Origin of the sequence: Dokdonella sp., assembly GCF_019634845.1 — a bacterium.
In the GTDB taxonomy this organism is placed as follows: domain Bacteria; phylum Pseudomonadota; class Gammaproteobacteria; order Xanthomonadales; family Rhodanobacteraceae; genus Dokdonella_A.
Window position 1 is genome coordinate 1 of record NZ_JAHCAQ010000006.1, and the last position, 25332, is coordinate 25332.

Consider the following 25332-nt stretch of genomic DNA (forward strand, 5'->3'; position numbering starts at 1 on the left):
ACGGGCGATCGGGCAGGGAGTCTTCGTCTATGCGGACTTTTTCCCAGCCAGTCCCGAGAAGCGCGCCTTGCTCGCGGCGCTGGCCAGTGAGCTCACGCAGGCGGAGGTGCCCCATGCGATCTGACGACACGATCTCGGTGAAACACCATCGCGCCAACGCGCACGCGTATTCCTGCGTCGAGATTGGCCGCGAGGTCCACATGGATTCCGGTTCGTGGAAAGACCGCGTCTTCAGCTTTCCTGCGGTGCTGTCCAATGTGGAACCGGACTTCGACTTCGGTGGGAAAGCGCCGCTCACGCTGCAACTCACGAATTCCACCGGAAGCTGGAACGCGGCCACCTGGCTGTCGATCACCGACATCGGCACCGACGAGATGGTGAGGGTTGGACGTGCCACGATCGTCGATGTGCGCGGCGATTCGGCCAACGAGCCATTGGTGCTCACTCACTGGCGTGCTGACGATCAAAGACTTGTCTTCGATCTCATTCCAAACGAGTTCTGTCCAATCGCCGGAGTTGTAAGCCAAGTGCGCGAACTCGTCTGCTCGATCGGCAGCGACGCGCTGCGCGAGTTCATGGCGTCCGTGTTCATGATTCCGAGCGTATTTCGGCACTTCTGGACGGCACCTGCGTCACGAGCTCACCACCACGCTTACGTCGGCGGGCTGGCTGAGCACTCGTTGGAAGTGGCCGTGCTCGCTGACGTCGCACGACAAGTCGAGAGCTGGCAGCGTGATCTGCTGGTTGCCTACGCGCTGCTGCACGACGTCGGCAAGGTCTGGGCGTACAAGAACGGCGAACTGACGGGCGAGGCGCGACGATATGGGCATGAGCAGCTGGGATATCGCCGACTGTGCTCCTGCCTCGACACGCTCTGCGCAGTCGATCCGAATCTCGGCGACCTCATGACGGGCCTGCTCAGCTGCGCGTGGAAGCGCGACTACCGGCATCAAGTCGCGACGCTCGGAGGCATCGTGCGGGCCATGGATCGTTTCAGCGCGGCGCGCTTCATGGAGTGTGCGTCCAGGCGGTCAGCTTGCGAGTCCGACCACCATTCCTTTGACGATGCTACGTGGTGAGTGAGCGCTCATCCATAGTTTTCCGGATAGCGGCCATTTGCTCCGCCCACGCCTTCTGCTCAGCCGCGCCCACCTCCATGACCTCGTAGTGCTGACCGTGCGCAAAGACGGTGCTACGCGAGATCGCCCCATTGGATGCGGGTCAGCTCTTCCGTGATTGCCTGCGCGCCAGCATCGCAACCGATCAAGTCAATCGGCTTGGTGTCAGGGATCCACGCTTCGGCAGGGCATGCGACTCGATACCCAGCAGCTTCAATGTCGATGCGTTTGCGTGCACCTTCGAGTTCGAGTCCATGGAAACCTATGCCGCGGATACGCGGTGTCCGCCGGACGGATAGCATGCCCTTCGCTCGTCTCACCCGCCGAGAGCATGGCTGATACGCCAAGCCTTTCGAAGACACCTCGAAGCCACTCGCAATGGTTGATTCGAAGGTGCGGAATGAGCGGATCCAGCCTCGCGCGTCTATGGGCACGAAGCCTTTACTCACTTTCGGCGAGTGCGCCCCAAGCATGGGCACGGACGCGGACACGAGATGGGCACGAATGTGCGAAAGGGGAGTTGGCGCGCCCGGCGGGATTCGAACCCACGACCCTTGCCTTCGGAGGGCAATACTCTATCCAGCTGAGCTACGGGCGCGTTTTACAAGAACTTTTTCCTGCGGGCAGGCCGACTTTGAGTAAGGGCCGCGTGCCTCGGCCGCAATTCTATCAGCCCATCGAACTTGGCGTGAGTACCGCCCTCCGAAGGCAAGGGTCGTGGGTTCGAATCCCGCCGGGCGCGCCAAATTGTTCTGTGTCCATCGCCGTGCCCACGCTCTTCTGGCATGGCCGCCAAATGAGTAAAGGACAACTCGCGGGATGCATGTCCGTTCCGTAGCATTTTTCTGCGCAATCGGCGGCTCGAGTTGTCGCGCGTGAGCCGATGGACGGCACGTCCCCTCCAACCCGTGCACTGAGCCATCACTCGTGCCCGCGCTGCACTCCAAGAGTGGCCGCGCGCGACCGGACCGTGCGCCTGCGGTCGTGAGCTCGGCATGCGCGCTTGGTGATGTCCGAGCAGACGATGTACGCCGACGTGCAGGTGAAGTTGGTCGCGCGGGTGGACCAGGTGTGCGAGGTGCACGGGCGGTGGGTTCCCGTGGACGTGATCGAGCGCGCGCTGGGTGCCGAGTTGGGGATGCACCTGGCCGAACCGGAGGGTCGTCGCGGCCATCATCGCAACGGCCGCAGCGGCAAGACGGTGCTGACCGACGAGGGCGCCTTGCGCATAGAGGTCCCGCCCAACCGCCACACGCGCCCGCTTGCGGCGCTGGCGCACGGCCAGCCCAGCTTGCCGGTACAGCCGATGGACGCGCTTGTGATTGACTTCGAACCCTTCGCGCTCGATCAGGATGTGCAGCCGCCGGTAGCCGAAACGCCGTCGCTCGCCGGCCAGCTCGATCAGGCGCCGCTGCAGGCCATCGTCCTTTCGCTGGGAGGTGTATTGCAGCACGCTGCGCGACAGGCCCAATACGCGGCAGGCGCGCCGCTCGGACACATGAGTCTCGGTCCGCATGACGACGACGGCGTCGCGTGGTGCCTGCGGGCTCAGAATTTTCCCCGCGCGACGACCTTCAATGCCTCGTTGTCCAGCATCGCTTCGGCCAGCAGCTTCTTGAGCTTGCTGTTCTCTGCCTCCAACGCCCGCAGACGCTTGGCATCAGGTACGTCCATGCCGCCGAACTTCCGGCGCCATAGGTAGAACGACGCGTCGCTGACGCCGTGCTTGCGGCAAAGCTCCTTGATCGGCGCGCCCGCCGCCGCCTGTTTCAGGAAACCAATGATCTGTTCTTCGGTGAACCGCTTCTTCATGCCCGCCTCGCTGGGCTGGCGGACTCTACTTAAATCAGACTGGCCCTGAAAATGAGGGGCAGGTCAGCTGAACCCGCCCCCAGGTCCCTGCGCCATGGCGCTGTTGGCAAGCGTCGCGCCGGCGCGCACCAGGTCGGTGTCCTGCACGGACTGGGCAACGCGCACCTTCATGCCCCCAATGCGCCTCGCCCTTTCAGCCGAGGTTGCCGAGTGCTTGCACAAGGGAAGCAAGGCCCCCAGGCGAGGTGCGCGAGCGCACCTCAACGGCACGAGACTACTTTTGCTTTCCTACGGCGTCACGCGCCGCCTGGCGCGCGTATTCCTCTTGCTGGGCGCGTTTGATCGCCCGCTTCACGATCGGCGCCATGACGAGGGCCAAGATCGTGCCGTTGACGATGAACAGGACGGGGTCAATTCCCAAGAACTCAACGATTGCTTCCATCTGGCGGTCTCCTTGTTGGGTGTCTCACTGCCCTGCAGGCAGCAGGTCGTAACGCCCGGCAGGAGGCAGACCAACTTCGCATCCGCCATCTGCCGTGACAACGTCCAACCTCGCGCTTCGCGCGAGGTTGGCCATCTTGGCGTGCGCCAGGCGGGATCGGCCGGACAAAATATCGTCCAGGATCTCGGACTCAAGCGCGGCGCGCCCGCCCTCGATCAGTGAGAAGCGTCCAGTTTCTTTCTGCATCATAAGAACCTCCGTGCGTTGTGAATCACCCTAGCACGGGCCCCCCTTTTGCATAGCTTTGCCCGCGGTGGATTTCGCCCTGGGTGGAACAGGCGGCGGATCTGCTCCTGGCTCAGGCCGGCACGGTCGGGCGCGACGACGAACTCGACGCCGTCGGCGACGACGAGATGCGAGCGCACCTCGACGGTGCCGGGCCGGCTCGGCGCCACGGGCGGTTCCTGCCGCGCGCTGAGCAGGCCGGCGATGGCCTCGAGCGACAGCCCCGTGTCCTGCCACTGGCGGATGCGCAGCAGGTCGGCCAGATGGGCTTCGCCGTACCAGCTGCCGCGCCGCGAGCCGGCCGGGGCCGGCAGCAGCCCCTTCTGGATGTAGAAGCGGATCGTGCGGCCCGCCACGCCGGACTGTTCGCTGAGCTGCTGGAGCGATAATTTCGTTTTCCCAGTTGTAGTGGCATATATGCTGTCGCATAGTGTCAAGCCATCGCGAGCGCACCGGCAGCGCCGTGCTGCGGTGGCAAGCCCGGGTGGGTCGTGGTGGGTGACGTGGCTCGGGCATGAACTGGGCGGCAGCACGCAGGCGCCGGCGAAGCCGCGCCGCGGCCGACAGCAAGCGCTCGGCATGGCGCATCCGAGCGACACGACCGCGCACTCGGCATCTCAGGCACGGGCTCGGCACGCGCGCGGCACGTCACGCGATGTGGCCGGCAGTGGTGGCGTGCGCGCACGGTCGGCGCGAGCCGATGTCGCGCGCCGCATACACAGGCCGCGCATCGGCGGTGGTGGCGGCGTGCACGTGGCCTGCGCCTGCGACGCCGCGCCGCATTGCCTTCCGCGCATCGCCGTGGGTTGGCTATAATCGGTCGGTCTTGGGGAAGACGATTCCGCCAACATTCTGCCGCGAGGGGGTTCCGTGTCCAATCCTGTCAGCAAGACCGATGCCGCGTTCCTGAAGACGTTTTCGCGGCTGATCGGTTTCCTCGTGGTGGTCGCGATCGGCCTGGGCCTGCTCGCGATCTACATCTACGACCGCAACCCGCCCGCCGGCAATCCCGATGCGAACAAGGTCGTGGCCGAGCGCATCGCGCCGGTCGGCGGCGTCTATGCCGGCGACACCGGCCGCGCCGCGATGCAGGCGGCGGCCGAGGCGGCCAGCAAGGCGGCGACCGCGACGGCCGCCTATGGCGGCACCACCGACGGCAAGACGATCTTCGACAACCTGTGCCACAGCTGCCACACCGCCGGTATCGCCGGCGCGCCCAAGGTCGGCGACAAGGCCGAGTGGGCCGCCCGCATCGCGCAGGGTGCCGACACGCTCGACAAGCACGCCATCGAAGGCTTCACCGGCAAGACCGGCGTCATGCCGGCCAAGGGCGGCAATCCGGCGCTGACCGACGAGCAGATGAAGGCCGTCGTGGCCTGGATGATCGAGCAGTCCAAGTAACCGCGGCGCCACCGCGTCCTCCGCCGCAAAACGCCGCGCCAGCGGCGTTTTTTCGTTCAATTCGACGCGTCGAGCGCGGCGCGCGCCGCGGCGCACCACGCCACCAGCTCGGGCATGAACAGGTTGAACTGGGCCTCGATCGCGGCCGCTCGCGGCGTGATCGCAGCGAGCGCATCGGCCAATGGATTGGCATGGTGCAGCCGCCTGGCCAGGCCGGCATACACGCGCTCGAGCACGTCGCGTTGCGCATACGCCGCCGGCAGGTCATTGGCCACGAGGTAGCGCGCCAAAGCGCTCATGCCGGTCGGCAGTTCGGCGCCGCGCTCGTCCAGCAGGGCCTGCACCTGGGCCGAAAACCCGCCCAGCGTGCCCACGCCGAACTCGCGCCAGCGTTGCGCCAGCAGGTGGTCGAACCAGACATCGAGCACGATGCCGGCATAGCGCCGCAACGGTGGCTCGAACAGCCGGCGCGCCGCCGCCACGGCGTGATGCGCGTCGGTGTAGCTGTCGATAGCACGATGCAGGACGATGCCGGCACGCACGCGCGGTGCCAACGTCGGCGCGGGCGCGCCGCGCACGAAATCGGCGATCAGCCCGCCCAGCATGAGGTCGCGGTCGGGCGCCGCGAGCAAGGCGTGGGCCAGGTGATTCATCGGGATGACGACGGCCGGCGCATCGACGCACGGTATCATTGCGCAATGAGTGATGCGTCCGCCCAGAAGGCCTTCGAGGCCGGCCCGCTGCTGCTGCCCGGCCCAGTCGGCACGCTCGAGCTCGCCTGCAACCTGCCCGACGGCGCGCTCGCGCGGCGCGGCATGGCCATCATCGCCCATCCGCATCCGCTGCATGGCGGCACCATGCACAACAAGGTGGTGACGATGGTCGAGCGCGCCCTGCTCGATCTTGGCCTGGCCACCGTGCGCTTCAACTTCCGCGGGGTGGGCCAGAGCGAAGGCGTGCACGACGACGGCGTCGGCGAGACCGACGATCTGGTCGCGATCGCGCAGTGGCTGCGTGCGCAGCGCCCCGGCGATGCGCTGTGGCTGGCCGGGTTCTCGTTCGGCAGCTATGTCACGCTGCGGGCGGCGCCGCGGCTGCTGCCGGCCCAGGTGGTGCTCATCGCGCCGCCGGTCGGGCGTTGGGATTTTGCGCCGATCGCCGCGCCGACCTGCCCCTGGCTCATCGTGCAGGGCGAAGAGGATGAAGTGGTCGACGCCAAGGCCGTACTGGCCTGGGCGCAAACGCTGCAGCCGGCGCCGCAGGTCATCGCGATGCCCGAGACCGGCCACTACTTCCACCGCCGCCTCGTCGATCTGCGCGGCGCCCTGCGCAACGCCCTGTCGCCGCACCTGCCACCGGCGGCATGAACGCGCCGCAGGCGAGCAGCAGCGGCGCGCCGAGCGCGCGCTACGCGCAGGGCATCGCCGCCGGCCAATGGCAGGACGACGCGGCGCAGCGGGCGGTACTGCCGTTGCTCGATCACCTCTGGAGCCAGCTTGCGCAGCCGCCGGCGCGTTCACTGTGGTCGCGCCTGCGCGGCCATCGGCCGCCACCGCCGCGCGGACTGTACCTGTGGGGCCGCGTCGGTCGTGGCAAGACCTTCCTCACCGAACTGTTCTGCGAGGCCCTGCCCGGCCAGCGCACCGTGCGCGTGCACTTCCACCGCTTCATGCAGGACGTGCAGGCCCGTCTGCGCGCGCATGCGGGCGAGCGCGACCCGCTGGTCAAGGTGGCTGCCGACATGGCGGCGACGCTGCAGATCCTCGTGCTCGACGAGTTCGTGGTCGACGACATCGGCGATGCGATGATCCTCGGCAACCTGCTGCGCGCGCTGTTCGCACACGAGGTGGTGCTGGTGACGACCTCCAACACGCCGCCCGACGAGCTGTATCGCAACGGCCTGCAGCGCGAACGCTTCCTGCCGGCGATCGCGCTGCTGCAGCAGCATTGCGAGGTGGTCGAGCTGGCCTCGCCGACCGATTGGCGGCTGCGCACGCTCAAGCAGGCCAGCGTCTACTACACGCCGCCCGATGCGGCAGCCGAACGCGCGCTGGCGCAGACCTTCGCCCGCATCGCGCATGGCAAGGTGCGCCGCGACGTCGAGCTGATCATCAACGACCGCCCGATTCCAGCGCGCGCCGAAGCCGGCGGCGTGGTGTGGTTCGACTTCGCGGCCCTGTGTGAAGGTCCACGCGGCGTGGCCGACTACATCGAGCTGGCGCGGGCCTACCACACGATCTTCATCGCGCGGGTACCGCAATTCACCCCGCAGACCGAGGACGCGGCGCGGCGTTTCATCGAGCTCGTCGACGAGCTGTACGATCGCGGCGTCAACCTCGTGCTGTCGGCGGCGGCGCCGATCGTCGAGCTCTACGATGGCGAGCGCCTGCGGGCGGAGTTCGCGCGCACCGAATCGCGACTCATCGAGATGCAGAGCGAGGACTACCTTGCCCGTGAGCACGCGCCATGAACGCCGGCGCTGCGCAGGAGTCAGCCATGAACACCAACGACCACGGTCCACTCGGGGCGCGCAGCGCCTATCCGCAGCACTACGACGCAAGCTTGCTGTTTCCGATCGAGCGCGCCGCAGCGCGCCGCGAACTGGGGCTCGACCCGGCCGCGCTGCCGTTTGGCGGCGTCGACATCTGGAACGCTTATGAACTGTCGTGGCTCGATGGTCGCGGCAAGCCGCAGGTCGCGCTGGGTCAATTGCGCGTGCCGGCGCATTCGCCGCGCCTGGTCGAATCCAAGTCGCTCAAGCTCTACCTCAACTCGCTCAACCAGGAGCGCATCGGCAGCGCCGACGCGGTGCAGGAGCTCATCGCGCGCGACCTGTCGGCGGCCACCGGCGCGGCGGTGACGATGAGCCTCGTCACGGCCGACCAGTTCGCCGCGCAGCGCCTCGACGAGCTCGATGGCGAGTGCATCGACGCCCTCGCGCTCGACATCGACGATTACGGTCCGGTGCGGCCCGCGTACCTGCGCAGTGATGGTGCGCAGGTTGCCGAGACGCTCGTCTCGCACCTGCTCAAGTCCAACTGTCCGGTCACCGGCCAGCCCGACTGGGCCAGCGTGCGCATCGACTATGCCGGTGCCGCGATCGATCGAGCCGGACTGCTGCGCTATCTCGTGTCGTATCGCGACCACGCCGGCTTCCACGAACAGTGCGTCGAGCGCATCTGGTGCGACCTCTGGCAGCGCTGTTCGCCGCATCGTCTCAGCGTCTACGCGCGCTACACACGGCGTGGCGGGCTCGACATCAATCCCTGGCGCAGCAACGGCGCGGAGCGATGCCGCAATCCGCGCGGCGCACGGCAGTGACCGCGGCGCACGACGCAAATTGTCACGATCGCGGCGGGGCCGTACTTATTGTGGGTTAAGCACGCTGGCGTCTAATGTACGGTTCGCGCAACCAGCAGGAGAGCGGTGGATGGGCAACGAACCGAACAAGCCGGATTTTTCCAACGTGCAGGGTGGCAGTGCCTCGACGGCAGCCGCGCCCGCGCCGAAGGCGGACTTCTCCAACGTGCAGGCGGGTTCGGCGACGACCGCCCCGCCCGCCGCGCCGGCGGTGCAGACCTACACCGTGGTCAAGGGCGACACCTTGTCGAAGATCGCCAAGCACTTCTACGGCAACGCCAACCGTTGGCGCGAAATTTTCGAAGCCAACCGCGACCAGCTCAGCAATCCCGATCTCATCAAGCCCGGCCAGGTGCTCGCCATTCCGGCCGATTCAGCCAAGAAGTGAATTGGAGGACGATTCCATGACCCAGCAATACAAGTTGCTTGCCATCACCGCCGCCCTGACCGCCGCGCTCGCGCTGTCGGCCTGCGGCAAGAAGGAAACGCCAGCGCCGGCTCCCGCACCCGCGCCCGCGCCCGCACCGGCAGCGGTCGAGCCTGCACCGGCACCGGCGCCCGCACCGGTGGCCGTGGCCGCGGTCGATCTGGGCAACGCCGTCGGCGCCGACCAGAAGGTGACCACGCCGAGCACGACCTTCGCCAGCACCGACACGATCTATGCGGCGGTGTCGACCACCGGCTCGGCGCCCAACGCCGTGCTCAATGCCAAGTGGACCTTCCAGGACGGCCAGACCGTCAACGAGTCGACCCAGTCCATCGCCCCCGATGGCAATGCGGTGACGAGCTTCCACATCAGCAAGCCCGACGGCTGGCCCAAGGGCAACTACAAGGTCGAGATCTCGCTCGACGGCAAGCCCGTGATGAGCAAGGACTTTGCGGTGCAGTAAACCGCGCGGACAGGTCCCGTGACAGGCAAAAGGCGCGGAGTGATCCGCGCCTTTTGCATTGCGGGTGGCACGACCGCGCGCGTCGGCGCTGGCCGGCGTGGCGCCGCGTCAGGGCGTCGTCGAGAATTCGTGCGTGGTGGCAGCGAAGCCGATGATGAGCGCGCCGGGGCCGACGTTGATCATGCCGGTGATGCTCATCGGACTGGCGTAAAACTCCACCTCGTGTTCGCGACAGACCGCCGCAAGGTCCGCATAGCCGGGCAGGTTTTCCAGTTCACGCGTCGGGCCGCCGTAGCTCACGCAAACGGTCGGCGTCAGCAGACCCGCGCGCACCGCGCGCACGGTATTGGCGAACATCAGTTCGCAGCCGTGCTCGAAGCCGCGCACCTTGCCGACCGGGCCGGTTTCGCCGCGATAGGCGCGCAGCACGGGTTTGATGTCCAACGTGGTTCCGAGCGCCGCCGCCACCCAGCCCACGCTGCGGTCGCCCTTCTTCTGGCCGCGGGCGCGCAGGTAGTACAGGTCGCGCGGCAGCATGTAGCCATAGGTGTGCTGCGCCAGCCGTTCCAGTTGCTCGCGCATTTCCCCCGGCGCCAGCCCGGCCGAGCGCATGCGCACGGCCTCGACCGCGGTGACGCCCTGCGCCGCGAACAGGTTCTCGGTGTCGACCACGCGCATGAGAAACGGCCCGGTCACGCCGGCGGCCTGCCGGATCGGCCGGTAATCCTTGAGGATGGCGAAGCTGGCCTGGCTCGTGTTGGCGTGGATGCCGCTGCGGGTGGCGGTGATCGTGAGGCAGAACACGCAGTCGTAGTCGATGACGAGCCGTTCGAGGAACAGCTGGCTGATCTCGGCCACCGAACACGGCTCGGTTTCGGCGGCGTGACCACGTTCGCAGAGCCCGCCGCGGAGGAAGCCGGTGATCGCCTGCGGATCGCGCTGGTCGAGCAGGGTCTGGCCGTCCAGATGGATCCGGATCGGCAGCACGCCGATATGCTGCCGGCGCAGATAGTCGACCGGCAGGTCGCAGGTTGCGTCGACCACGATGCCAATGCGCATGACGCCCCCGGCGTCGCCTGTCACGGCTGCACCCTAACACCACCACCGAGGCAGCGGTTTTTGCATTGCAGCGAAGCGCCGCCGTCAGCGCCGCCGCGCTTTGCCCGCGGGCGCAAAACCACGACAATAAGCGGTTCGCTGCGCCCCCTTCCGGCCGCAATGCGCGGCCGCGAGCCAGTCTCCGCTCTCCGCCATCCCCCATCCACAGGTCCGGTTCCATGTCCGACACGCCCAAGATCATCTACACGCTCACCGACGAAGCGCCGTTCCTCGCCACCCAGTCGCTGCTGCCGATCGTGCAGGCCTTCGCCGGTTGCGCCGGCATCGCCGTCGAGACGCGCGACATCTCGCTGGCCGGTCGCATCCTGGCGCAGTTCCCCGAGGCGCTGACACCGGAGCAGCGCGTGGCCGATGACCTGGCCGAATTGGGCGAGCTGGCCAAGCAGCCGCAGGCCAACATCATCAAACTGCCCAACATCAGCGCCTCGCTGCCGCAGCTCAAGGCCGCGATCCGCGAGTTGCAGGCCAAGGGCCATGCGCTGCCCGAGTATGTCGACGAGCCCGCCAGCGACGCCGAGCGGCAGGCCAAGGCGCGCTACGACAAGGTCAAGGGCAGCGCGGTCAATCCGGTGCTGCGCGAAGGCAATTCCGATCGTCGCGCGCCGGCGTCGGTCAAGAACTATGCGCGCAAGCACCCGCACCGGATGGGTGCGTGGAGCCGGACTTCGCAGACGCACGTGGCCAGCATGAGCGCCGGCGACTTCTACGGCAGCGAACAATCCGCCGTGATCGAAGCGCCCACGACGGTGCGCATCGAGTGGTTCGGCGACGACGGTGCCAGCCGCGTGCTCAAGGCGGCAACGCCGCTGCTCGCCGGTGAGGTCATCGACAGCGCGGTGATGAACCGCAGCGCGCTGGCGGCATTCATCGCGGCTCAGATCGAAGCCGCGCGCAGTGAGGGCGTGCTGTTCTCGCTGCATCTGAAGGCCACCATGATGAAGGTGTCCGACCCGATCATGTTCGGTGTCGTGGTCAGCGAGTTCTACCGGCCGGTGCTGGAGCGGCACGCGGCGGAACTGCGCCAGATCGGCTTCGATCCCAACAACGGCATCGGCGATCTCTATGCGCGCCTGGACCGCCTGCCCGAGGCGCAGCGCACGCAGATCGAGGCCGACATCCAGGCCCTGTATGCGCAACGCCCGGCGCTGGCGATGGTGAACTCCGACAAGGGCATCACCAACCTGCACGTGCCCAGCGATGTCATCGTCGACGCCTCGATGCCGGCGATGATCCGCGACTCGGGCCGCATGTGGAACGCGCAGGGCCAGTTGCAGGACACCAAGGCGGTGATTCCCGACCGCAGCTACGCCGGCGTGTACGCGGCCGTCATCGACGACTGCAGGACCAACGGCGCGTTCGATCCGGCCACGATGGGCAGCGTGCCCAACGTCGGCCTGATGGCGCAGGCGGCCGAGGAATACGGCAGCCACGACAAGACGTTCCAACTCACTGCCGCCGGTGTGGTCAAGGTCATCGCCGATGACGGCCGCGTGCTGCTGGAGCAGCCCGTGCAGGCGGGCGACATCTTCCGCATGTGCCAGACCAAGGACGCGCCGGTGCAGGACTGGGTCAAGCTCGCGGTCAGCCGCGCCCGGCTGTCAGCCACTCCGGCCGTGTTCTGGCTCGATCCGGCCCGTGCCCACGATCGCGCGCTGATCGCCAAGGTCGAGCGCTATCTCAAGGATCACGACACCAGCGGCCTCGACATCCGCATCCTCGATCCGGTGGCGGCGACCAAGTTCTCGCTCGAGCGCATCCGCCGCGGCCAGGACACGATTTCGGTCACCGGCAACGTGCTGCGCGACTACTTGACCGACCTGTTCCCGATCATGGAGCTGGGCACCAGCGCCAAGATGCTGTCGATCGTGCCGCTGATGGCCGGTGGCGGCCTGTTCGAGACCGGCGCCGGCGGCAGCGCGCCCAAGCATGTGCAGCAGTTCCTCGCCGAGGATTACCTGCGCTGGGATTCGCTCGGCGAGTTCCTCGCGCTGGCGGCCTCGTTCGAACATCTGGCCAACCGCTACGGCAGCAAGGCGGCCGCGGTGCTGGCCAGCACGCTCGATGCGGCCAACGGCCAGATCCTCGACCACAACCGCTCGCCCGCGCGCAAGGTCGGCGAGCTCGACAACCGCGGCAGCCACTTCTATCTGGCGCTGTATTGGGCCCAGGCGCTTGCGGCGCAGGACGCCGATGCCGCGCTCAAGGCGCGCTTCACGCCGCTCGCGCAGGCACTGGCCGCCAGCGAGGACACGATCGTCGCCGAGCTCAATGGTGCGCAAGGCAAGTCGGTCGACATCGGTGGCTACTACCGTCCCGAGCTCGCGCGGCTGGCACGGGCGATGCGGCCCAGCGCGACCTTCAACGCGGCGCTCGCGGCACTCTGACAGGCATGTCCAAAGGCACGGCGTCGGTGCGCGGACGCTGTGCTAGGCTCGTGGCCACCTCCCTCCAGCCTTTTCGCGGAGTACCGACCATGAACAAGTTCATCAGCCTGTTGCCGCTTGCACTCGCTCTGGCCGCCTGCGGCTCCAACGACGCGCCGGCCCCGACTGCGAACGTACCGGTCCACGCGCCGGAACTGGATCAGCCGGCCCAGCCCACGCCGCCGCAAAGCGCGCAGGAATCGGCCGCCGCCAAGCTCGATCGCGCGCTGGCCGGCGATTGGCGTTCGGAGAGCAACAAGGCGCGCGACCCCTATCGCCACCCGAAGGAAACGCTCGAGTTCTTCGGCGTCAAGCCCAGCGACACGCTGATCGAGATCACGCCCGGTGCCGGCTGGTACACCGAGGTACTGGCGCCGTTCCTCAAGGACAGCGGTCATTTCATCGCCGCCGCCGCCGCCGATGCGAGCTCCGACTATGCCAAGAGCAGCAACGAGGCCTACCGTGCCCTGCTGCAGAAGGACGAGGCGGCCTTCGGCAAGGTCGCCTTCGTCGAGTTCGATCCCAAGGCGCCGGTACTCGGCGCGGCCGACTCGGCCGACACCGTGCTGACGTTCCGCAACGTGCACAACTGGGCCATGGGCGGCAACGCGCCGGCGATGTTCAAGGCCTTCTTCGCGGTGCTCAAGCCGGGCGGCACGCTCGGCGTGGTCGACCATCGCGCCGCCGCCGGCGCGGCGTTCGACAAGGTCAAGGACAGTGGATATCTGCCGCAGGACTACGTGATCAAGCTCGCCACCGACGCCGGTTTCAAGCTCGAGGCGCAGAGCGAGATCAACGCCAATCCGGCCGACACCAAGGACCACGCCAAGGGTGTGTGGACGCTGCCACCGACCTACGCGCTCGGCGACGAAGACCACGCCAAGTACCAGGCGATCGGCGAGTCCGATCGCATGACGCTCAAGTTCGTCAAACCCGGCGCCGACGGCATCTTCAAGACCAAGGACTGAGGCCGCGAATCGAGCGCGTCGCGCGGGCGCCCGCGCGACGCGCTGCCGCTGCAGGCGAAAGCGCACCGGCCCGGCTGCCCGACGCGCGCGCCAGGCCCGGACACGTCCGATGCTGATCCTGTTCAACAAACCGTTCGGCGTGCTGAGCCAATTCACCGACCGCAGCGTGCCGCCGCGGCGCACGCTGGCGCAGTTCGTGCCTTACGCAGACGTCTATCCGGCCGGCCGTCTCGACTACGACAGCGAAGGACTGCTGTTGCTGACCGACCAGGGCGCGCTCGCGCATCGCCTCACCGACCCACGCCACCGACAGGCCAAGACCTATGTCGTGCAGGTCGAGGGCGTCATCACGCCGGCGGCCCTCGCGGCGCTGCGCCGTGGCGTCGAACTCAACGATGGACCGACCCTGCCCGCCCAGGCGCGCTCGCTCGCCGCGCCACCCGCCTGGCTATGGCCACGCGACCCTCCGATCCGGCATCGCAAAACCGTGCCCGACAGTTGGCTCGAGCTGTGCATCGGCGAAGGACGCAACCGTCAGGTGCGACGCATGACCGCGGCGGTTGGCCTGCCCACGCTGCGCCTCATCCGCACGCGCGTGGGCGAGCACGCGCTCGACGGCCTGGCCCCTGGCGAGCTGCGCATCGCGCAGCACTGAGCACGGCGGACAGCACAGCCACGCCTGGCCCTGCGCGGGGGCGTTCACACCGCTACGCGCGCGACCTTGCCGGCGCGCGCCAACGCCGCGATGCGCTCGATCTGGGCGCTGTCCAGGTGCCGCAGCGGGATGCAGTGCGCGCAGCGCTTGCGGAAATGGAACATGAGGAAGCCGCGTCGCTTCACCACGGCCTGGAACACGGCCCAGTCCTGCATCAGCTCCATGTGCGCCGAGCGCGAGCGCACGCCCTGTGCGTCGATGATGTAGGTATGCAGCGGCGTGTCGGCGTAGGCCCGATGGCCCAGCCACGTGGTCCACAGCGACAGCGCAGGCACGAACGCCAACAGCAGCCCGGCCAGCAACCAGTCGCTCGCCGCGACATGGCCACTCGTCGCGTAAGCGACGATCGGCAGCGCGATGCCGAGCAGCGGGAAAGCCAGCACCCAGATCATGCACAGCCAGCACGCGGCGGTCACCGCGAGGCCGGCCTTGAGCCGGTCGCGAAAGGTGAACGGAAATTCCAGTTGCACGGCTGACGTATCCATTCCCACTCCCAATTTCTTGTACCCCGGCCTGCAAGCAGGTCGCGCTCATCGGCGCTGCCGCCGTGGGCCGGCCGTCAGCGGGCTGTCGCCTGCGGCCCAGCATACCCGCTGAGCGCAGGCTCGCGGCCCGCGCCCGCCGACCGGGTCAGGTGGCGGGGAAGGTCAGCGTGCGCGTGGCGGCGCCGGCGCAGGCATCGGCCACCGCATCGTCACCGAGCAGCACGGCCGGGTTCGCGCCGATGTCGGTTGCCTCGCTCATCGCGCCCGATGCGCCGCGCAGTGGGTCGGCGCGCGGCGCGGTACGATGCGGCCAGCCGCGCCCGCACTTCGCTTGGCGGCCGGCCATCGCGGCACCGGTCCGGACGGCATCCGGTCATCTCCAGCTGACGGTGACGCCCTTGACACGACCTCGCGCATCCTCGGCCATGCAGGGCAGCAGCCGGCTCATCATCGAGGCGGTGGTTGGCGTGACCGACATCGTCGAGGCGATGCATCGCAATATCGCTGGCCTCGCGCCGATCGTGGGCCGCTCGCGGCAAGGCGGCACGCGCGGCATCACCGGGCTGGTCTATCGCAGCGTGCGCGGCATCGCGCGCACGGTCGGCGGTGCGCTCGACATCGGACTCGGCCAGCTCGCGTCGCGGCTGGCGCTGCCGCGCGCGACGCGGCGCGGCGATGCGGTGCTGGCCGCCCTGAATGGTGTGCTCGGTGACCACCTGGCCGCCACCGGCAACCCATTGGCGACCGCGATGACGCTGCGCACGGGTGGGCGCGCCCTGCCGCTGCAAGCCGATGGCCTGGCGCGTGCCATCGAGCGGCCGTCGTCGCGCCTCATCATCCTCGTGCACGGCCTGTGCATGAACGATCGCCAGTGGCAGCGCAACGGACACGATCACGGCGCGGCGCTGGCCGGCGCCCATCGCGCCAACGCGCTCTACCTGCGCTACAACAGCGGCCTGCACATCGCCAGCAATGGCCGCGAGTTCGCCGGCCAGCTCGAGCGGCTGGTGCGGTCCTGGCCGGTGCCGGTGCGTGAGCTCGTCATCATCGGCCACAGCATGGGTGGGCTGGTCGCGCGCAGCGCCTGCCACTGCGCCGAGCAGGAAGGCCAAGTCTGGTTGCGCCACCTGCGACACCTGATCTTCCTCGGCACGCCGCATCTTGGCGCCCCGCTGGAACGGGCCGGCCACTGGCTGCAGCGTCTGCTCGAAGTGAGTCCGTACACGGCGCCGCTGGCGCGTCTAGGCTCGATCCGCAGCGCCGGCATCATGGACCTGCGCCACGGTGTCCTCGTCGAGGGCACGGTGGGCGCCGCCGGCGGCAAGCGCGAGCGCGGCGCGGCTGCCACGCACCTGCCCTTGCCTGGCCGCGTGCGTTGTCACGCGATCGCGGCGAGCACCCAGGCGCGACCGGGTGCGAATCTCGCGCGGCTGCGCGGCGATGGCCTGGTGCCGGTTGCGAGCGCACTGGGCCAGCACGCGGATCCGGCCCGGTCGCTGGCGTTTCCGGCTGGGCATCGCCACATCTGCTTCGGCGTGGACCATCTGGGCCTGCTCGACAGCCGCGAGGCATGCGAGCGCATGCGCCAGTGGTTGGCTGGCGACTGAGGCGCGCACTGCGGCATGATCCGCACACCGGCGGCAGCGCACAAGGGCAGGCAATGACGACGACCAAACACGGCCGTGGAGTACGCGCATGATCGTCTACAGCTGCCATGGCGCGGCCAAGCACGTCACCGGCTCGTGCCATCTAATCACCTGCAAGGACACGCGCGTGCTGGTCGATTGCGGTCTGTTCCAGGGTGAGCGTGATGTCGAGGACGCCAACGCCGAACCGTTCGATTTCGACCCGGCCAGCATCGACGCGCTGCTGCTCACGCATGCGCACCTGGACCACTGCGGACGCATTCCCAAGCTCGTGCGCGAGGGGTTTCGCGGCCGCATCTACGCCACCGCCGCCACCCGCGAGCTGGCGCGCGTCGTGCTGCTCGATGCGGCCGGACTGCAGGAGGAAGAGGCCAAGCGGGCACAGCGCAGCGAGCGCGCCGGCAACGGCGCGGCGGAGCCGTTGTACACGCTCGACGACGCCCTGCATGCGCTCGACTACTTCCGCGATGACGTCGCCTACGCGACGCGGCTGGACATTGCGCCCGGCATCCACGCCACGTTCCAGGACGCCGGCCACATCCTCGGCTCGGCTTCGGTCGTGCTCGACCTCGACGACGGCGAGCGGCGGCGCCGCATCGTGTTCTCGGGCGACCTCGGCAATCCGGGCCGGCCGATCCTGCGCGATCCGGTGCCGGCGCCGGCCGCCGACTACGTGGTGATGGAATCGACCTACGGCGACCGCCCGCACCGCTCGCTGCCCGATTCGGTGGACGAGCTCTACACGGCGATCCGCACCACGTTCGAACGCAAGGGCAACGTGGTGATCCCGACCTTTGCGCTCGAGCGCGCACAGGAACTGCTCTACTACCTGCATCGCGGCATCCGCGAGGGCATGGTGCCGGCCAACGTGCGCGTGTTCCTCGATTCACCGATGGCGATCTCGGCCACCGAGATCTTCCGCCGCCATCCCGAATGCTTCGACCGCGCGTTCCAGGAGGAACTGCGCCATGGCGATCCGTTTGCGATGCCGGGTCTGCATTTCACGCGCCAGGCGAGCGACTCGATGGGCATCAACGCCATCGATGGCGGCGCGGTGATCCTGGCCGGCTCGGGCATGTGCAATGGCGGGCGCGTGCGCCACCATCTCAAGCACAACCTGTGGCGCCAGCGCAGCAGCATCGTGTTCGTCGGCTACGCCGCGCCGGGCACGCTGGCCAGGCGCATCATCGATGGCGCGAGCCAGGTGCGCGTGTTCAACGAGGACATTGCGGTGCGCGCCCAGGTGTGGACGATCAACGGCTTCTCGGCCCATGCCGGCCAACCCGATCTGCTCGACTGGCTCGGTGACACGCCGCGCCGCCGCGTATTCCTCGTCCATGGCGAATACGGGCGCGGCATGAGCGTGCTGCAGGACGCGCTCGAAGCGCGCGGCCAGGCTTGCCAGTTGCCGGGCCGCAACGAACCGATCCTGATCGACTGAGGCACTGCGCCGCCGCCCGTTGCCGCCTGCGGCCGCAGGCGCTGCGCAAGTCCGCGCGCCGCCCGTGATTGGCACCCTCGCGCGTCGCATCCGGTGGTGCTGTGCGCAGCTGGCGGTGCTGCGTATGCTGCACGGCTCCGCATCGCGAGCCGTCCACCATGACCGTCGACACCGCGCCGCCCCAGTGGCTGACCGCGCTCGAATTGACCCTGCTCGGCGCGATCTGGGGCGGCTCGTTCCTGTTCATGCGCGTTGCTGCGCCATCGTTCGGTGCACTGGCCCTGGTCGAAGTGCGCATCGTGCTCGGTGCGCTCGTGCTGCTGCCGTTCCTGTGGCGCGCCCGCGCGCGGTTCGGCGTCGAGCGTTGGGGTCGCCTCGCGCTGATCGCCGCGCTCAACTCGGCGTTTCCGTTCACGCTGTTCGCTTGGGGCGCCGAGCGCGCACCGGCCGGCGTCGGCGCGATCGCCAATTCACTGGCCGCGCTGTGGACCGTGCTGGTCGCCTTCGTGCTCTACCGCGAGCGCATCGGCTGGCTGCGCGGGCTCGCGATGGGCATCGGCTTCGTCGGCGTGGTGGTGCTGATGAGCGACCGCACCCGCGGTGCGGATGTCGCGCCGGCGGCGGTTGCGGGGGCGCTCGCGTCGCTGTGTTACGGCCTGTCGAGCAACTTCACCCGGCATTGGCTCGCCGACCTGCCGCCGGTGGCCGCGGTCGCGGCCACGATGTTGTGCGCGGCACTGATGCTGGCGCCGCTGGCGTGGACGCATTGGCCCGCCGCGGTGCCGCCACGTGCGGCCTGGCTCAGCGCAATCGCGCTCGGCGTGTTGTGTACGGGTGTGGCCTATGCGGTGTTCTTCCGCCTGATCGCCCGCATCGGTCCGACCCGCGCCACCACCAGCACCTACCTCGTGCCATTGTTCGGCGTGCTGTGGGGCTGGCTCGTGCTTGGCGAGCGACCGAGCATGCTCATGCTGCTGGCCGGCGGCCTCATTCTCGGCGGCGTGATCGTGAGCCAGCGCGAAGGACGCCGGGCCGAAGTGCCGTCGCGGGCGGCCACCAGCGAAACCCACCTCGGCGGCGAAACCTGATCAGGTGCCGCGCGGCTTGGCGCGATGGGTCGGCTGCGCGCTCCACGGATCATCGGGCCACGGATGGCGTGGATAGCGGCCCTTGAGTTCCTTCTTCACCTCGGGATAGGTGCGCGCCCAGAAGCTGCGCAGGTCGCGCGTGACCTGCACCGGCTTGCCGCCCGGTGACAGCAGGTGCAGCGTCAGCGGCACCTGGCCACCAGCCACGCAGGGCGTGTCGGCGAGGCCGAACAGTTCCTGCAGCTTGACCGCGAGCACAGGCGCCGTCGCGTCGGCATAGTCGATGCGGCGCTGCTGGCCGCTCGGCACCGTGATCGCGACTGGTGCCTGGCTGTCGAGCGCGACGCGCTGCGCGTGGTCGAGCCGCGCGGCCAGCGCCTGCGACAGCTCGGCCGCTTCGAGCGCATCGAGCCGGCGCTTGCCGGCGAGGTACGGCGCGAGCCAGTCGTCGAGCGTCGCCAGTAGCGCGGCGTCGGAGAAATCCGGCAGATCGAGCGTGTTGTTCCAGTGACGCAGCGCGTTGACGCGCTGGCGCAGTGCACGCGCAGGCTCGCTCCATGGCAGCGCGGCCAGGCCCAGTTCGCGCACCGCGGCGACGAGGGCGGGCACCGTGTCCTGCGCGCTCGCGGGGACGCTGCGGCGCTCGAGCACGATGGCGGCGAAGCGGCGCTCCTCGAACGCCTCCACCGTCCGCGTGTCGCGATTCCAGCGCACCACGCGAGCCCGCGTGAACTGGTCGGCGAACGCCACTTCGAGCAGGTCGGCATCGAGCGGCGCAGCGGCGAGGATGAGGCTGTCGCGCGCATCCAGGCGCAGATCGATGACCAGCAGCCACGGCTCGCCATACAGCGCACTGTCGTCGGCGAGGTGGGCGCCACGGCCGTTGGCAAGCGTGTAGCGGCGCGCATTGAGCGGATCCTGTCGCGCGATGCGGTCGGGGAATGCATGCGCGAGCAGGTTGCCTGCAGCGAGAGCCGAGCCTTGCACGGTGGCAGCGGCGGGCAGCGACGGGCGTTCGACACGATGGCCGCCTTCGCTGCCAGCGGGTGACGCCGCCAGCCGCGCACGCCAGGCGTCGGCGGCGCGCGCGATCGCTGCCAGCGCGTCGCGGTCGGCGGCGGGCGCGCGTGATTGCGCTGCGCGCTGGCGCCAGGCCTGCAATGCCTGCAGGCGCTGGCGAAAATCATCGTTGCGGGCGGCCTCGCCGCGCAGCGGATTGCGCGCCTCGACCAGCGCCACGCAGTCGGCGGCGAGCGCGCGGCGCTCGGCCTCGGCATGCAACAGCGCGGCCGCCAACCGCGGACTGGTGCCGAGCGCCAGCATGCGCCGTCCGGTCGGCGTGATGCGCTCGTGCGCGTCGAGCGCGCCGAGGCGTTGCAGCAGTTCGCGGGCCTGGGCCAGCGCGCCGGCCGGCGGAGGGTCGAGCCAGTGCAGCTCGGTGCTGCCCCAGGCGGCCAGCTCGAGTGCCAGCTGCGACAGTTCGACCTGGGCGATCTCGGGCCGGCGCTCGCTGTCGAGGCGCTTGCTCTGCGGCCACAGCCGAAACGCATGACCGGGGCCGAGCCGGCCGGCGCGGCCGGCGCGCTGGTCGGCCGAGGACTGCGCGATCGCGACCACCTGCAGTCGCGTGAAGCCGGAGTTCGGGTCCAGCCGCGGTTCGCGCGCGAGGCCGAGGTCGACCACGCTGCGCACGCCCGGCAGGGTCAGGCTCGACTCGGCGACATTGGTCGCCAGCACCACGCGGCGTCTGCCGGCCACCGCCGGCGCGAGCGCGGCATGCTGTTCGGCCACCGCGAGCTCGCCATGCAGGATGATGCGTTCGATGCCGCGTGCAGGCAGCTCGGCCAGTGCCTCGTGTGCGCGCATGATCTCGCGCTTGCCGGGCAGGAACACCAGCACGTCACCAGGATCGCTCGCCAGCGCGGTGTCGACCGCACGCCGCACCTGCATGGGCCAACCGCGTTCGGGCCAGGCTTCACCGGCGCGCGCCGGCGGGTGGCTGACCTCGACCGCGAAGCTGCGCCCTTCGCTGACCAGTTGCGGCGCATCGAACCAGCGCGCCAGGCGTGGACCGTCGAGTGTTGCCGACATGATGACCAGGCGCAGTTCGGGACGCAGGTTGGCCTGCACGTCGAGCGCGAGCGCGGCACCGAGATCACCATGCAGGTGGCGTTCGTGGAATTCGTCGAACAGGATCGCGGCGACGCCCGTCAACTCGGGATCGTCCTGGATCATGCGCGTGAGGATGCCTTCGGTGACGACCTCGATGCGCGTGGCGGACGAGACCTTCGACTCGAAGCGGATGCGGTAGCCGACGCTGGCGCCGACGGCTTCGCCACGGGCGTCGGCCATGAACTCGGCGGCCGCACGTGCCGCGATGCGGCGCGGCTCGAGCATGAGGATGCGGCCATCGCCACGCCAGGGCGCGGTCAGCAACGCCGGGGGCACGCGCGTGGTCTTGCCCGCGCCCGGCGGCGCCTGCAGCACGAGCCGAGGCTGCGCCGCCAGCGACTCCAGGATGCGCGGCAGCAGGCTGTCGATGGGAGCGGCTGGGGTCATCCCGGGGTCGCGGCGCAGGCGGCAAGCCGCTGATTGTAGAGCCGGCCCGGCGCGTGGGCGGCGCCTGCCGGTGGACCGCGTTGCTAAAGATGAGCAACGGTGCCGGCCCGGCGCGGGCTGTTCCGCGGCGCCGCGTTGCGTCGGCGTCGCCACCGCCCGGGCCGGGCCGGGCGACGCCAGCGGCGCGCTGAACGCGCGCCTATTCGCAGAGCATGCCGTTGGCGCTGAGCAGGCGCGTATAGGTGATCGTGCCATTGATCACCGGCACATCCTGCGGCAGCCCGGTCTTCGGCGTGAAGGCGACATCCATGCGCGTGCAGTTGGTCAGCGCGATGTGGATGCTGCCCCAGTCGGCGGTGGCATTGCCGGTCACGAGATAGCTCACCGGAATGTCGAGGCCGCGCACACCACCGGCCACCGGATCGAACGCGGCGCTGCCGACGATCCAGAACGGCTTGCCGGCCGGATCCTTGGTGAGCAGGTCGATCACCACCTGGCGGCGGCGCGGGTTGTCGCCGTCGTAGCCTTCGGCCACCTGCACGATGACGCCCTCGTTGCGCTCGGGGTTGTACCACTGCGCCGCGGCGTAGCCATCCAGCGGCAGCGCTGCGAACGCGTCGGGATAGGTTTGCGCGGTCGGTGCGTAGGCGGGCACGTTGATGTCGACGCTGGTGCCGGTGCCGCCGAGCACGTTGAGCTTGAACGCGGCGTTGAAATCGTGGCGCACCGCGCCCGTCAACGAGTAGTTCTCGAGCACATAGGTTTCGCTGTGCGGCATCTGCACCGCGTAAGCCGCTTCCGACACGACGGTGTTGGGCTCCTGTGCGACACGGATCACGCCATACTCGACGCTGCCCTGGGTGATCAGCAGGCGCGGCCGCAGCGGGATCACGGTCGATACCGTGTCATCGGCGCGGTCGACGCGCACCAGGGTCATCGCATGAGCGGCGCCGGCGGCGCCGTAGGGCATCGCCGCGCCGCTGCTGCTGCAGGCGATGCGCCACACCGTGACCACGAGGTTTTCGGTGGTGGAACCGACATTGGTGACCGCGTAGGTCGGCACCGTTGCGCTCCAGGTCGTGCCGGACGGCTTGTCGGGCAACGGATTGGCGGCGCAACTGGGCGGATAGCTGCGGAAACCGTTCACCATCGGCGTGCCGACTGCGGTGGTGGTGCCGGCCACTTTGGCCGGCATTGCGCGGCCTGCGACCGGGGCCGTGTAATCGGGCCCGGCCACGGCCGGCGTGGCCGAGGCGGCTACGGGAGTGGTTGCGAACGCGGCCAGCGCGAGCGCCGCCATCATCGGGTGGGTCATTGTGCGAGCTCCATCGGCCGCGGTCGGCCATCGGGTTTTTCAGGGTAGCGCATCGTTGTGGGCGGCGACAAAAAAAGCGGGCGGCCAGGCCGCCCGCTGTGATCAGGCCGACTGGCCTTACTCGCACATCATGCCGTTGGCGGTGAAGATGCGGTCATACAGCGTGTTGCCGCTGAACACCGGCACCGGCAGCGGCAGGCCGCTGCGCGGCGTGAAGGTCATGCTGAGCTTGTTGCAGTTGCGCAGGCTCAGTTGCGCACTGCCCCAGTCGCGCGTCGCATTGCCGTTGATGAGATAGGCGAGCGGAATCGTCAGCGTGGTGGCGCTGGTGGGATCGAAGGCGGCGCTGCCGACGATCCAGAACGGGTTGCCATTGGTGTCGAGCGTGAGCAGGTCGATGATGACCTGACGCCGCGCCGGGTGGCTGCCGTCGTAACCCTCGGCCACCTGCACGATCACGCCTTCGCTGAGCGCGGGATTGAAATACTGCGCGGCGAGGTAGCCGTCGAGCGGCAGCGCCGCCAGTCCGCTGCCGGTGTAGTCGCCCATCGCGAGCACGGTCGCACCCGAGCCGCTGATGAACGGATCGATCGCCAGCGAGAACGCATAGCCATACAGGTGGATGTAGTCCAGGTCGAGCGCGCCGCTGGACTTGACCGTGTAGTAGTTCTCGAGCGCGTAGGTGGTGCTGACGAACACCGGTGCGTCATACGGGCCGTCGCTGACGAAGGTGTTGGGCTCGCTGGCGGCGCGCACCGCGCTGGCGGCGTCGTTGAAGCCGATCCCGCCCTGCTGGATGTTGAGCAGCGGGAAGGTCGGAAAGCGATCGGTGCGGCCCTCGTTGCCGGCATCGCGGTCGATGCGCAGCAGCGTCATCGCGTTGCCGCCGCCATCGGTGTTGTAGGGCAGGTTGGCGGCGCCGCTGCTGCTGCAAGGCACACGCCACAGCGTGATGGTCACGGTTTCCGGCGTGACGACATTGCCGCTCATGTCACGCGTGTACAGCGCCATGCGGCGGCTGACCGTGGTGCCGCTGGCCTTGTCGGGCAGTGGCCAGGCCGCGCAGCTCGGCGGGTAGGCGCGGAACTCGTTGACCAGCGGCGTGCCGGAATTGGTGTGGCTGCCCATGACCTTGGCCGAGTCGCCGCGGGCCTTGGCTGCGGCCGCGCCAAGCAGCGCAAGCCGCGCGCGCGCCGTCGCGGCGGCGCTTTCGTGGTATTCGCGTGCCGCCGTGAGGTCGGCGTCGGTGGCCAGGCCGGGGACGGCGAACAGGACCGCGGCGGTGAACGTCAGCAAGTGCAGGGCTTTCATCGGGGGTTCCTCGCAACAGGTTGCGCGAGCATCTTCGCACAGCGGTGAATTGGCAGTGAACCGGCACCGGTTCGCGACATCGGTCACGCTGGCCGTGCCGGCTGCGTCACCGATAATGCCGCGTTGATCGTCACCGGATTCGCACATGACGCCGCAAACCCCCGCCGAGTTGGTCGACATCGGCGCCAACCTCACCCACGAATCGTTCCGCGCCGACTTCGACGCCGTGCTGGCGCGCGCGCGCGCGGCCGGCGTGGCGCGCATCATCGTCACCGGCGCCAGTGCCGCCGGCAGCCGCGCGGCGCATGCGCTGGCGCGGCAGCACCCCGGGTTCCTGCATGCGACCGCGGGCGTGCATCCGCATCACGCCCACGAATACGATGCCGCCACCGACGCGCTGCTGCGCGAACTTGCCGCGACGCCGGTGGTGAAGGCGGTGGGCGAGACTGGCCTGGACTACTACCGCGATTATTCGCCGCGCACGGCGCAGCTTGCCGCCTTCGAGCGCCAGCTTGCGATCGCGGTCGATTGCGGCAAGCCGCTGTTCCTGCACCAGCGCGACGCGCATGCCGACTTCATCGCCTGCCTCGACCGCGTGCGCGGTCGCCTCGGCCGCATCGTCGTGCACTGTTTCACGGGTACGCGCGCCGAACTGGTCGACTATCTGGACCGCGACTGCCACATCGGCATCACCGGTTGGATCTGCGACGAGCGTCGCGGCCTGCATCTGCGCGAGCTCGTCGGCCTCATCCCGCCCGATCGGCTCATGATCGAGACCGACGCGCCGTACCTGCTGCCGCGCGATCTCGTGCCCAAGCCGTCGCACCGGCGCAACGAGCCGATGTACCTGCCGCATGTGTGCGCCGCCGTTGCGGCGGCGCGCGGCGAGGAGGTGGCGCTCACGGCGGCCACCACCACGGCGACCGCGCGCGCGTTCTTCGCGCTCGACTGAGC

The 25332-nt window shown here is 68.9% G+C and carries 23 protein-coding genes, 1 tRNA gene and 2 pseudogenes; 15 read left to right on the forward strand and 11 right to left on the reverse strand.

Features of this window, described 5'->3' with window-relative positions:
• The first annotated feature begins 113 nt into the window (after positions 1-113).
• A complete protein-coding gene (locus tag KF903_RS05605; RefSeq protein WP_291212187.1) occupies positions 114-1079 on the forward strand; it encodes an HD domain-containing protein in 966 nt (321 codons plus the stop codon).
• A gap of 560 nt (positions 1080-1639) precedes the next feature.
• On the opposite strand, the gene KF903_RS05610 is transcribed toward KF903_RS05605, so the two are convergent.
• Positions 1640-1716, reverse strand: a tRNA-Arg gene (locus KF903_RS05610).
• A 507-nt stretch (positions 1717-2223) separates the two neighbouring features.
• Here KF903_RS05610 and KF903_RS05615 point away from each other — a divergent pair.
• A pseudogene (locus tag KF903_RS05615) lies at positions 2224-2367 on the forward strand (IS256 family transposase); the annotation flags it as partial.
• Here the strand turns inward: KF903_RS05615 and KF903_RS05620 are convergent.
• The 4 genes and pseudogenes from KF903_RS05620 to KF903_RS05635 form a co-directional block, all read right to left on the reverse strand.
• Positions 2362-2930: pseudogene (locus KF903_RS05620) on the reverse strand (transposase); the annotation flags it as partial. The pseudogenes KF903_RS05615 and KF903_RS05620 sit on opposite strands and share 6 nt — an antisense overlap.
• A gap of 274 nt (positions 2931-3204) precedes the next feature.
• The gene (locus KF903_RS05625; RefSeq protein WP_291212190.1) at positions 3205-3372 is read right to left on the reverse strand and encodes a hypothetical protein; all 168 of its coding nucleotides are present in this window, start codon (positions 3370-3372) and stop codon (positions 3205-3207) included.
• A 24-nt stretch (positions 3373-3396) separates the two neighbouring features.
• On the reverse strand, positions 3397-3621 hold the full coding sequence (locus KF903_RS05630; protein WP_291212193.1) for a hypothetical protein: 225 nt from the start codon (positions 3619-3621) through the stop codon (positions 3397-3399).
• Positions 3618-4238, reverse strand: coding sequence for a MerR family transcriptional regulator (locus KF903_RS05635; protein ID WP_291212196.1), 621 nt, complete (start codon positions 4236-4238; stop codon positions 3618-3620). The genes KF903_RS05630 and KF903_RS05635 overlap by 4 nt, the downstream gene beginning before the upstream one ends.
• A gap of 289 nt (positions 4239-4527) precedes the next feature.
• Here KF903_RS05635 and KF903_RS05640 point away from each other — a divergent pair, with 289 nt between their 5' ends.
• Positions 4528-5058, forward strand: a complete 531-nt coding sequence (locus tag KF903_RS05640; RefSeq protein ID WP_291212199.1) for a c-type cytochrome — start codon at positions 4528-4530, stop codon at positions 5056-5058.
• Positions 5059-5114: 56 nt separating this feature from the next.
• Here KF903_RS05640 and KF903_RS05645 read toward each other — a convergent pair whose 3' ends face one another.
• A complete protein-coding gene (locus KF903_RS05645; RefSeq protein ID WP_291212202.1) occupies positions 5115-5750 on the reverse strand; it encodes an ACP phosphodiesterase in 636 nt (211 codons plus the stop codon).
• A 6-nt stretch (positions 5751-5756) separates the two neighbouring features.
• Between KF903_RS05645 and KF903_RS05650 the strand changes: the two genes are divergently transcribed.
• The 5 genes from KF903_RS05650 to KF903_RS05670 all read left to right on the forward strand — a co-directional run bounded on the left by KF903_RS05650 (position 5757) and on the right by KF903_RS05670 (position 9308).
• A complete protein-coding gene (locus KF903_RS05650; RefSeq protein ID WP_291212204.1) occupies positions 5757-6425 on the forward strand; it encodes an alpha/beta fold hydrolase in 669 nt (222 codons plus the stop codon).
• Complete coding sequence (gene zapE / locus KF903_RS05655) at positions 6422-7528, forward strand: cell division protein ZapE (RefSeq protein ID WP_291212206.1); 1107 nt, start codon at positions 6422-6424, stop codon at positions 7526-7528. Before KF903_RS05650 ends, zapE begins: the two co-directional genes overlap by 4 nt.
• Positions 7529-7554: 26 nt before the next feature.
• Entirely contained in the window at positions 7555-8379 is an 825-nt protein-coding gene (gene queF / locus KF903_RS05660; RefSeq protein WP_291212208.1) for an NADPH-dependent 7-cyano-7-deazaguanine reductase QueF, read from the forward strand.
• 109 nt (positions 8380-8488) lie between these two features.
• Positions 8489-8806: a LysM peptidoglycan-binding domain-containing protein gene (locus KF903_RS05665; protein WP_291212210.1), complete on the forward strand. Its 318-nt coding sequence runs from the start codon at positions 8489-8491 to the stop codon at positions 8804-8806.
• 16 nt (positions 8807-8822) lie between these two features.
• Positions 8823-9308 carry a hypothetical protein gene (locus KF903_RS05670; protein WP_291212212.1) on the forward strand — a complete coding sequence of 162 codons (486 nt, stop codon included), beginning with the start codon at positions 8823-8825 and terminating at the stop codon, positions 9306-9308.
• A 108-nt stretch (positions 9309-9416) separates the two neighbouring features.
• Here the strand turns inward: KF903_RS05670 and KF903_RS05675 are convergent, their stop codons facing one another.
• Positions 9417-10367 (reverse strand): DegV family protein, encoded by a 951-nt coding sequence (locus tag KF903_RS05675; protein ID WP_291212215.1) that lies wholly within the window; start codon positions 10365-10367, stop codon positions 9417-9419.
• Positions 10368-10585: 218 nt separating this feature from the next.
• On the opposite strand from KF903_RS05675, the gene KF903_RS05680 reads away from it, so the two are divergent.
• The 3 genes from KF903_RS05680 to KF903_RS05690 all read left to right on the forward strand — a co-directional run bounded on the left by KF903_RS05680 (position 10586) and on the right by KF903_RS05690 (position 14473).
• Positions 10586-12811: an NADP-dependent isocitrate dehydrogenase gene (locus KF903_RS05680; RefSeq protein WP_291212217.1), complete on the forward strand. Its 2226-nt coding sequence runs from the start codon at positions 10586-10588 to the stop codon at positions 12809-12811.
• An 89-nt stretch (positions 12812-12900) separates the two neighbouring features.
• A complete protein-coding gene (locus KF903_RS05685; RefSeq protein ID WP_291212220.1) occupies positions 12901-13818 on the forward strand; it encodes a methyltransferase in 918 nt (305 codons plus the stop codon).
• A gap of 109 nt (positions 13819-13927) precedes the next feature.
• Positions 13928-14473 (forward strand): pseudouridine synthase, encoded by a 546-nt coding sequence (locus KF903_RS05690; RefSeq protein WP_291212223.1) that lies wholly within the window; start codon positions 13928-13930, stop codon positions 14471-14473.
• Between the two features lie 44 nt (positions 14474-14517).
• On the opposite strand, the gene KF903_RS05695 is transcribed toward KF903_RS05690, so the two are convergent.
• On the reverse strand, positions 14518-15018 hold the full coding sequence (locus KF903_RS05695; protein WP_291212226.1) for a YcxB family protein: 501 nt from the start codon (positions 15016-15018) through the stop codon (positions 14518-14520).
• Between the two features lie 398 nt (positions 15019-15416).
• Here KF903_RS05695 and KF903_RS05700 point away from each other — a divergent pair, with 398 nt between their 5' ends.
• The 3 genes from KF903_RS05700 to KF903_RS05710 all read left to right on the forward strand — a co-directional run bounded on the left by KF903_RS05700 (position 15417) and on the right by KF903_RS05710 (position 19193).
• A complete protein-coding gene (locus KF903_RS05700; RefSeq protein WP_291212229.1) occupies positions 15417-16625 on the forward strand; it encodes a hypothetical protein in 1209 nt (402 codons plus the stop codon).
• A gap of 88 nt (positions 16626-16713) precedes the next feature.
• Entirely contained in the window at positions 16714-18105 is a 1392-nt protein-coding gene (locus KF903_RS05705; RefSeq protein WP_291212232.1) for an MBL fold metallo-hydrolase, read from the forward strand.
• Positions 18106-18263: 158 nt separating this feature from the next.
• Positions 18264-19193, forward strand: coding sequence for a DMT family transporter (locus tag KF903_RS05710; RefSeq protein ID WP_291212234.1), 930 nt, complete (start codon positions 18264-18266; stop codon positions 19191-19193).
• On the opposite strand, the gene hrpB is transcribed toward KF903_RS05710, so the two are convergent.
• The 3 genes from hrpB to KF903_RS05725 form a co-directional block, all read right to left on the reverse strand.
• On the reverse strand, positions 19194-21752 hold the full coding sequence (gene hrpB, locus KF903_RS05715; RefSeq protein WP_291212236.1) for an ATP-dependent helicase HrpB: 2559 nt from the start codon (positions 21750-21752) through the stop codon (positions 19194-19196). It lies immediately after the preceding gene.
• A gap of 199 nt (positions 21753-21951) precedes the next feature.
• Complete coding sequence (locus tag KF903_RS05720) at positions 21952-23067, reverse strand: hypothetical protein (RefSeq protein WP_291212239.1); 1116 nt, start codon at positions 23065-23067, stop codon at positions 21952-21954.
• Positions 23068-23184: 117 nt separating this feature from the next.
• On the reverse strand, positions 23185-24378 hold the full coding sequence (locus KF903_RS05725; protein WP_291212241.1) for a hypothetical protein: 1194 nt from the start codon (positions 24376-24378) through the stop codon (positions 23185-23187).
• A 145-nt stretch (positions 24379-24523) separates the two neighbouring features.
• Here KF903_RS05725 and KF903_RS05730 point away from each other — a divergent pair, with 145 nt between their 5' ends.
• Positions 24524-25330 carry a TatD family hydrolase gene (locus tag KF903_RS05730; protein ID WP_291212244.1) on the forward strand — a complete coding sequence of 269 codons (807 nt, stop codon included), beginning with the start codon at positions 24524-24526 and terminating at the stop codon, positions 25328-25330.
• Positions 25331-25332 lie beyond the last annotated feature (2 nt).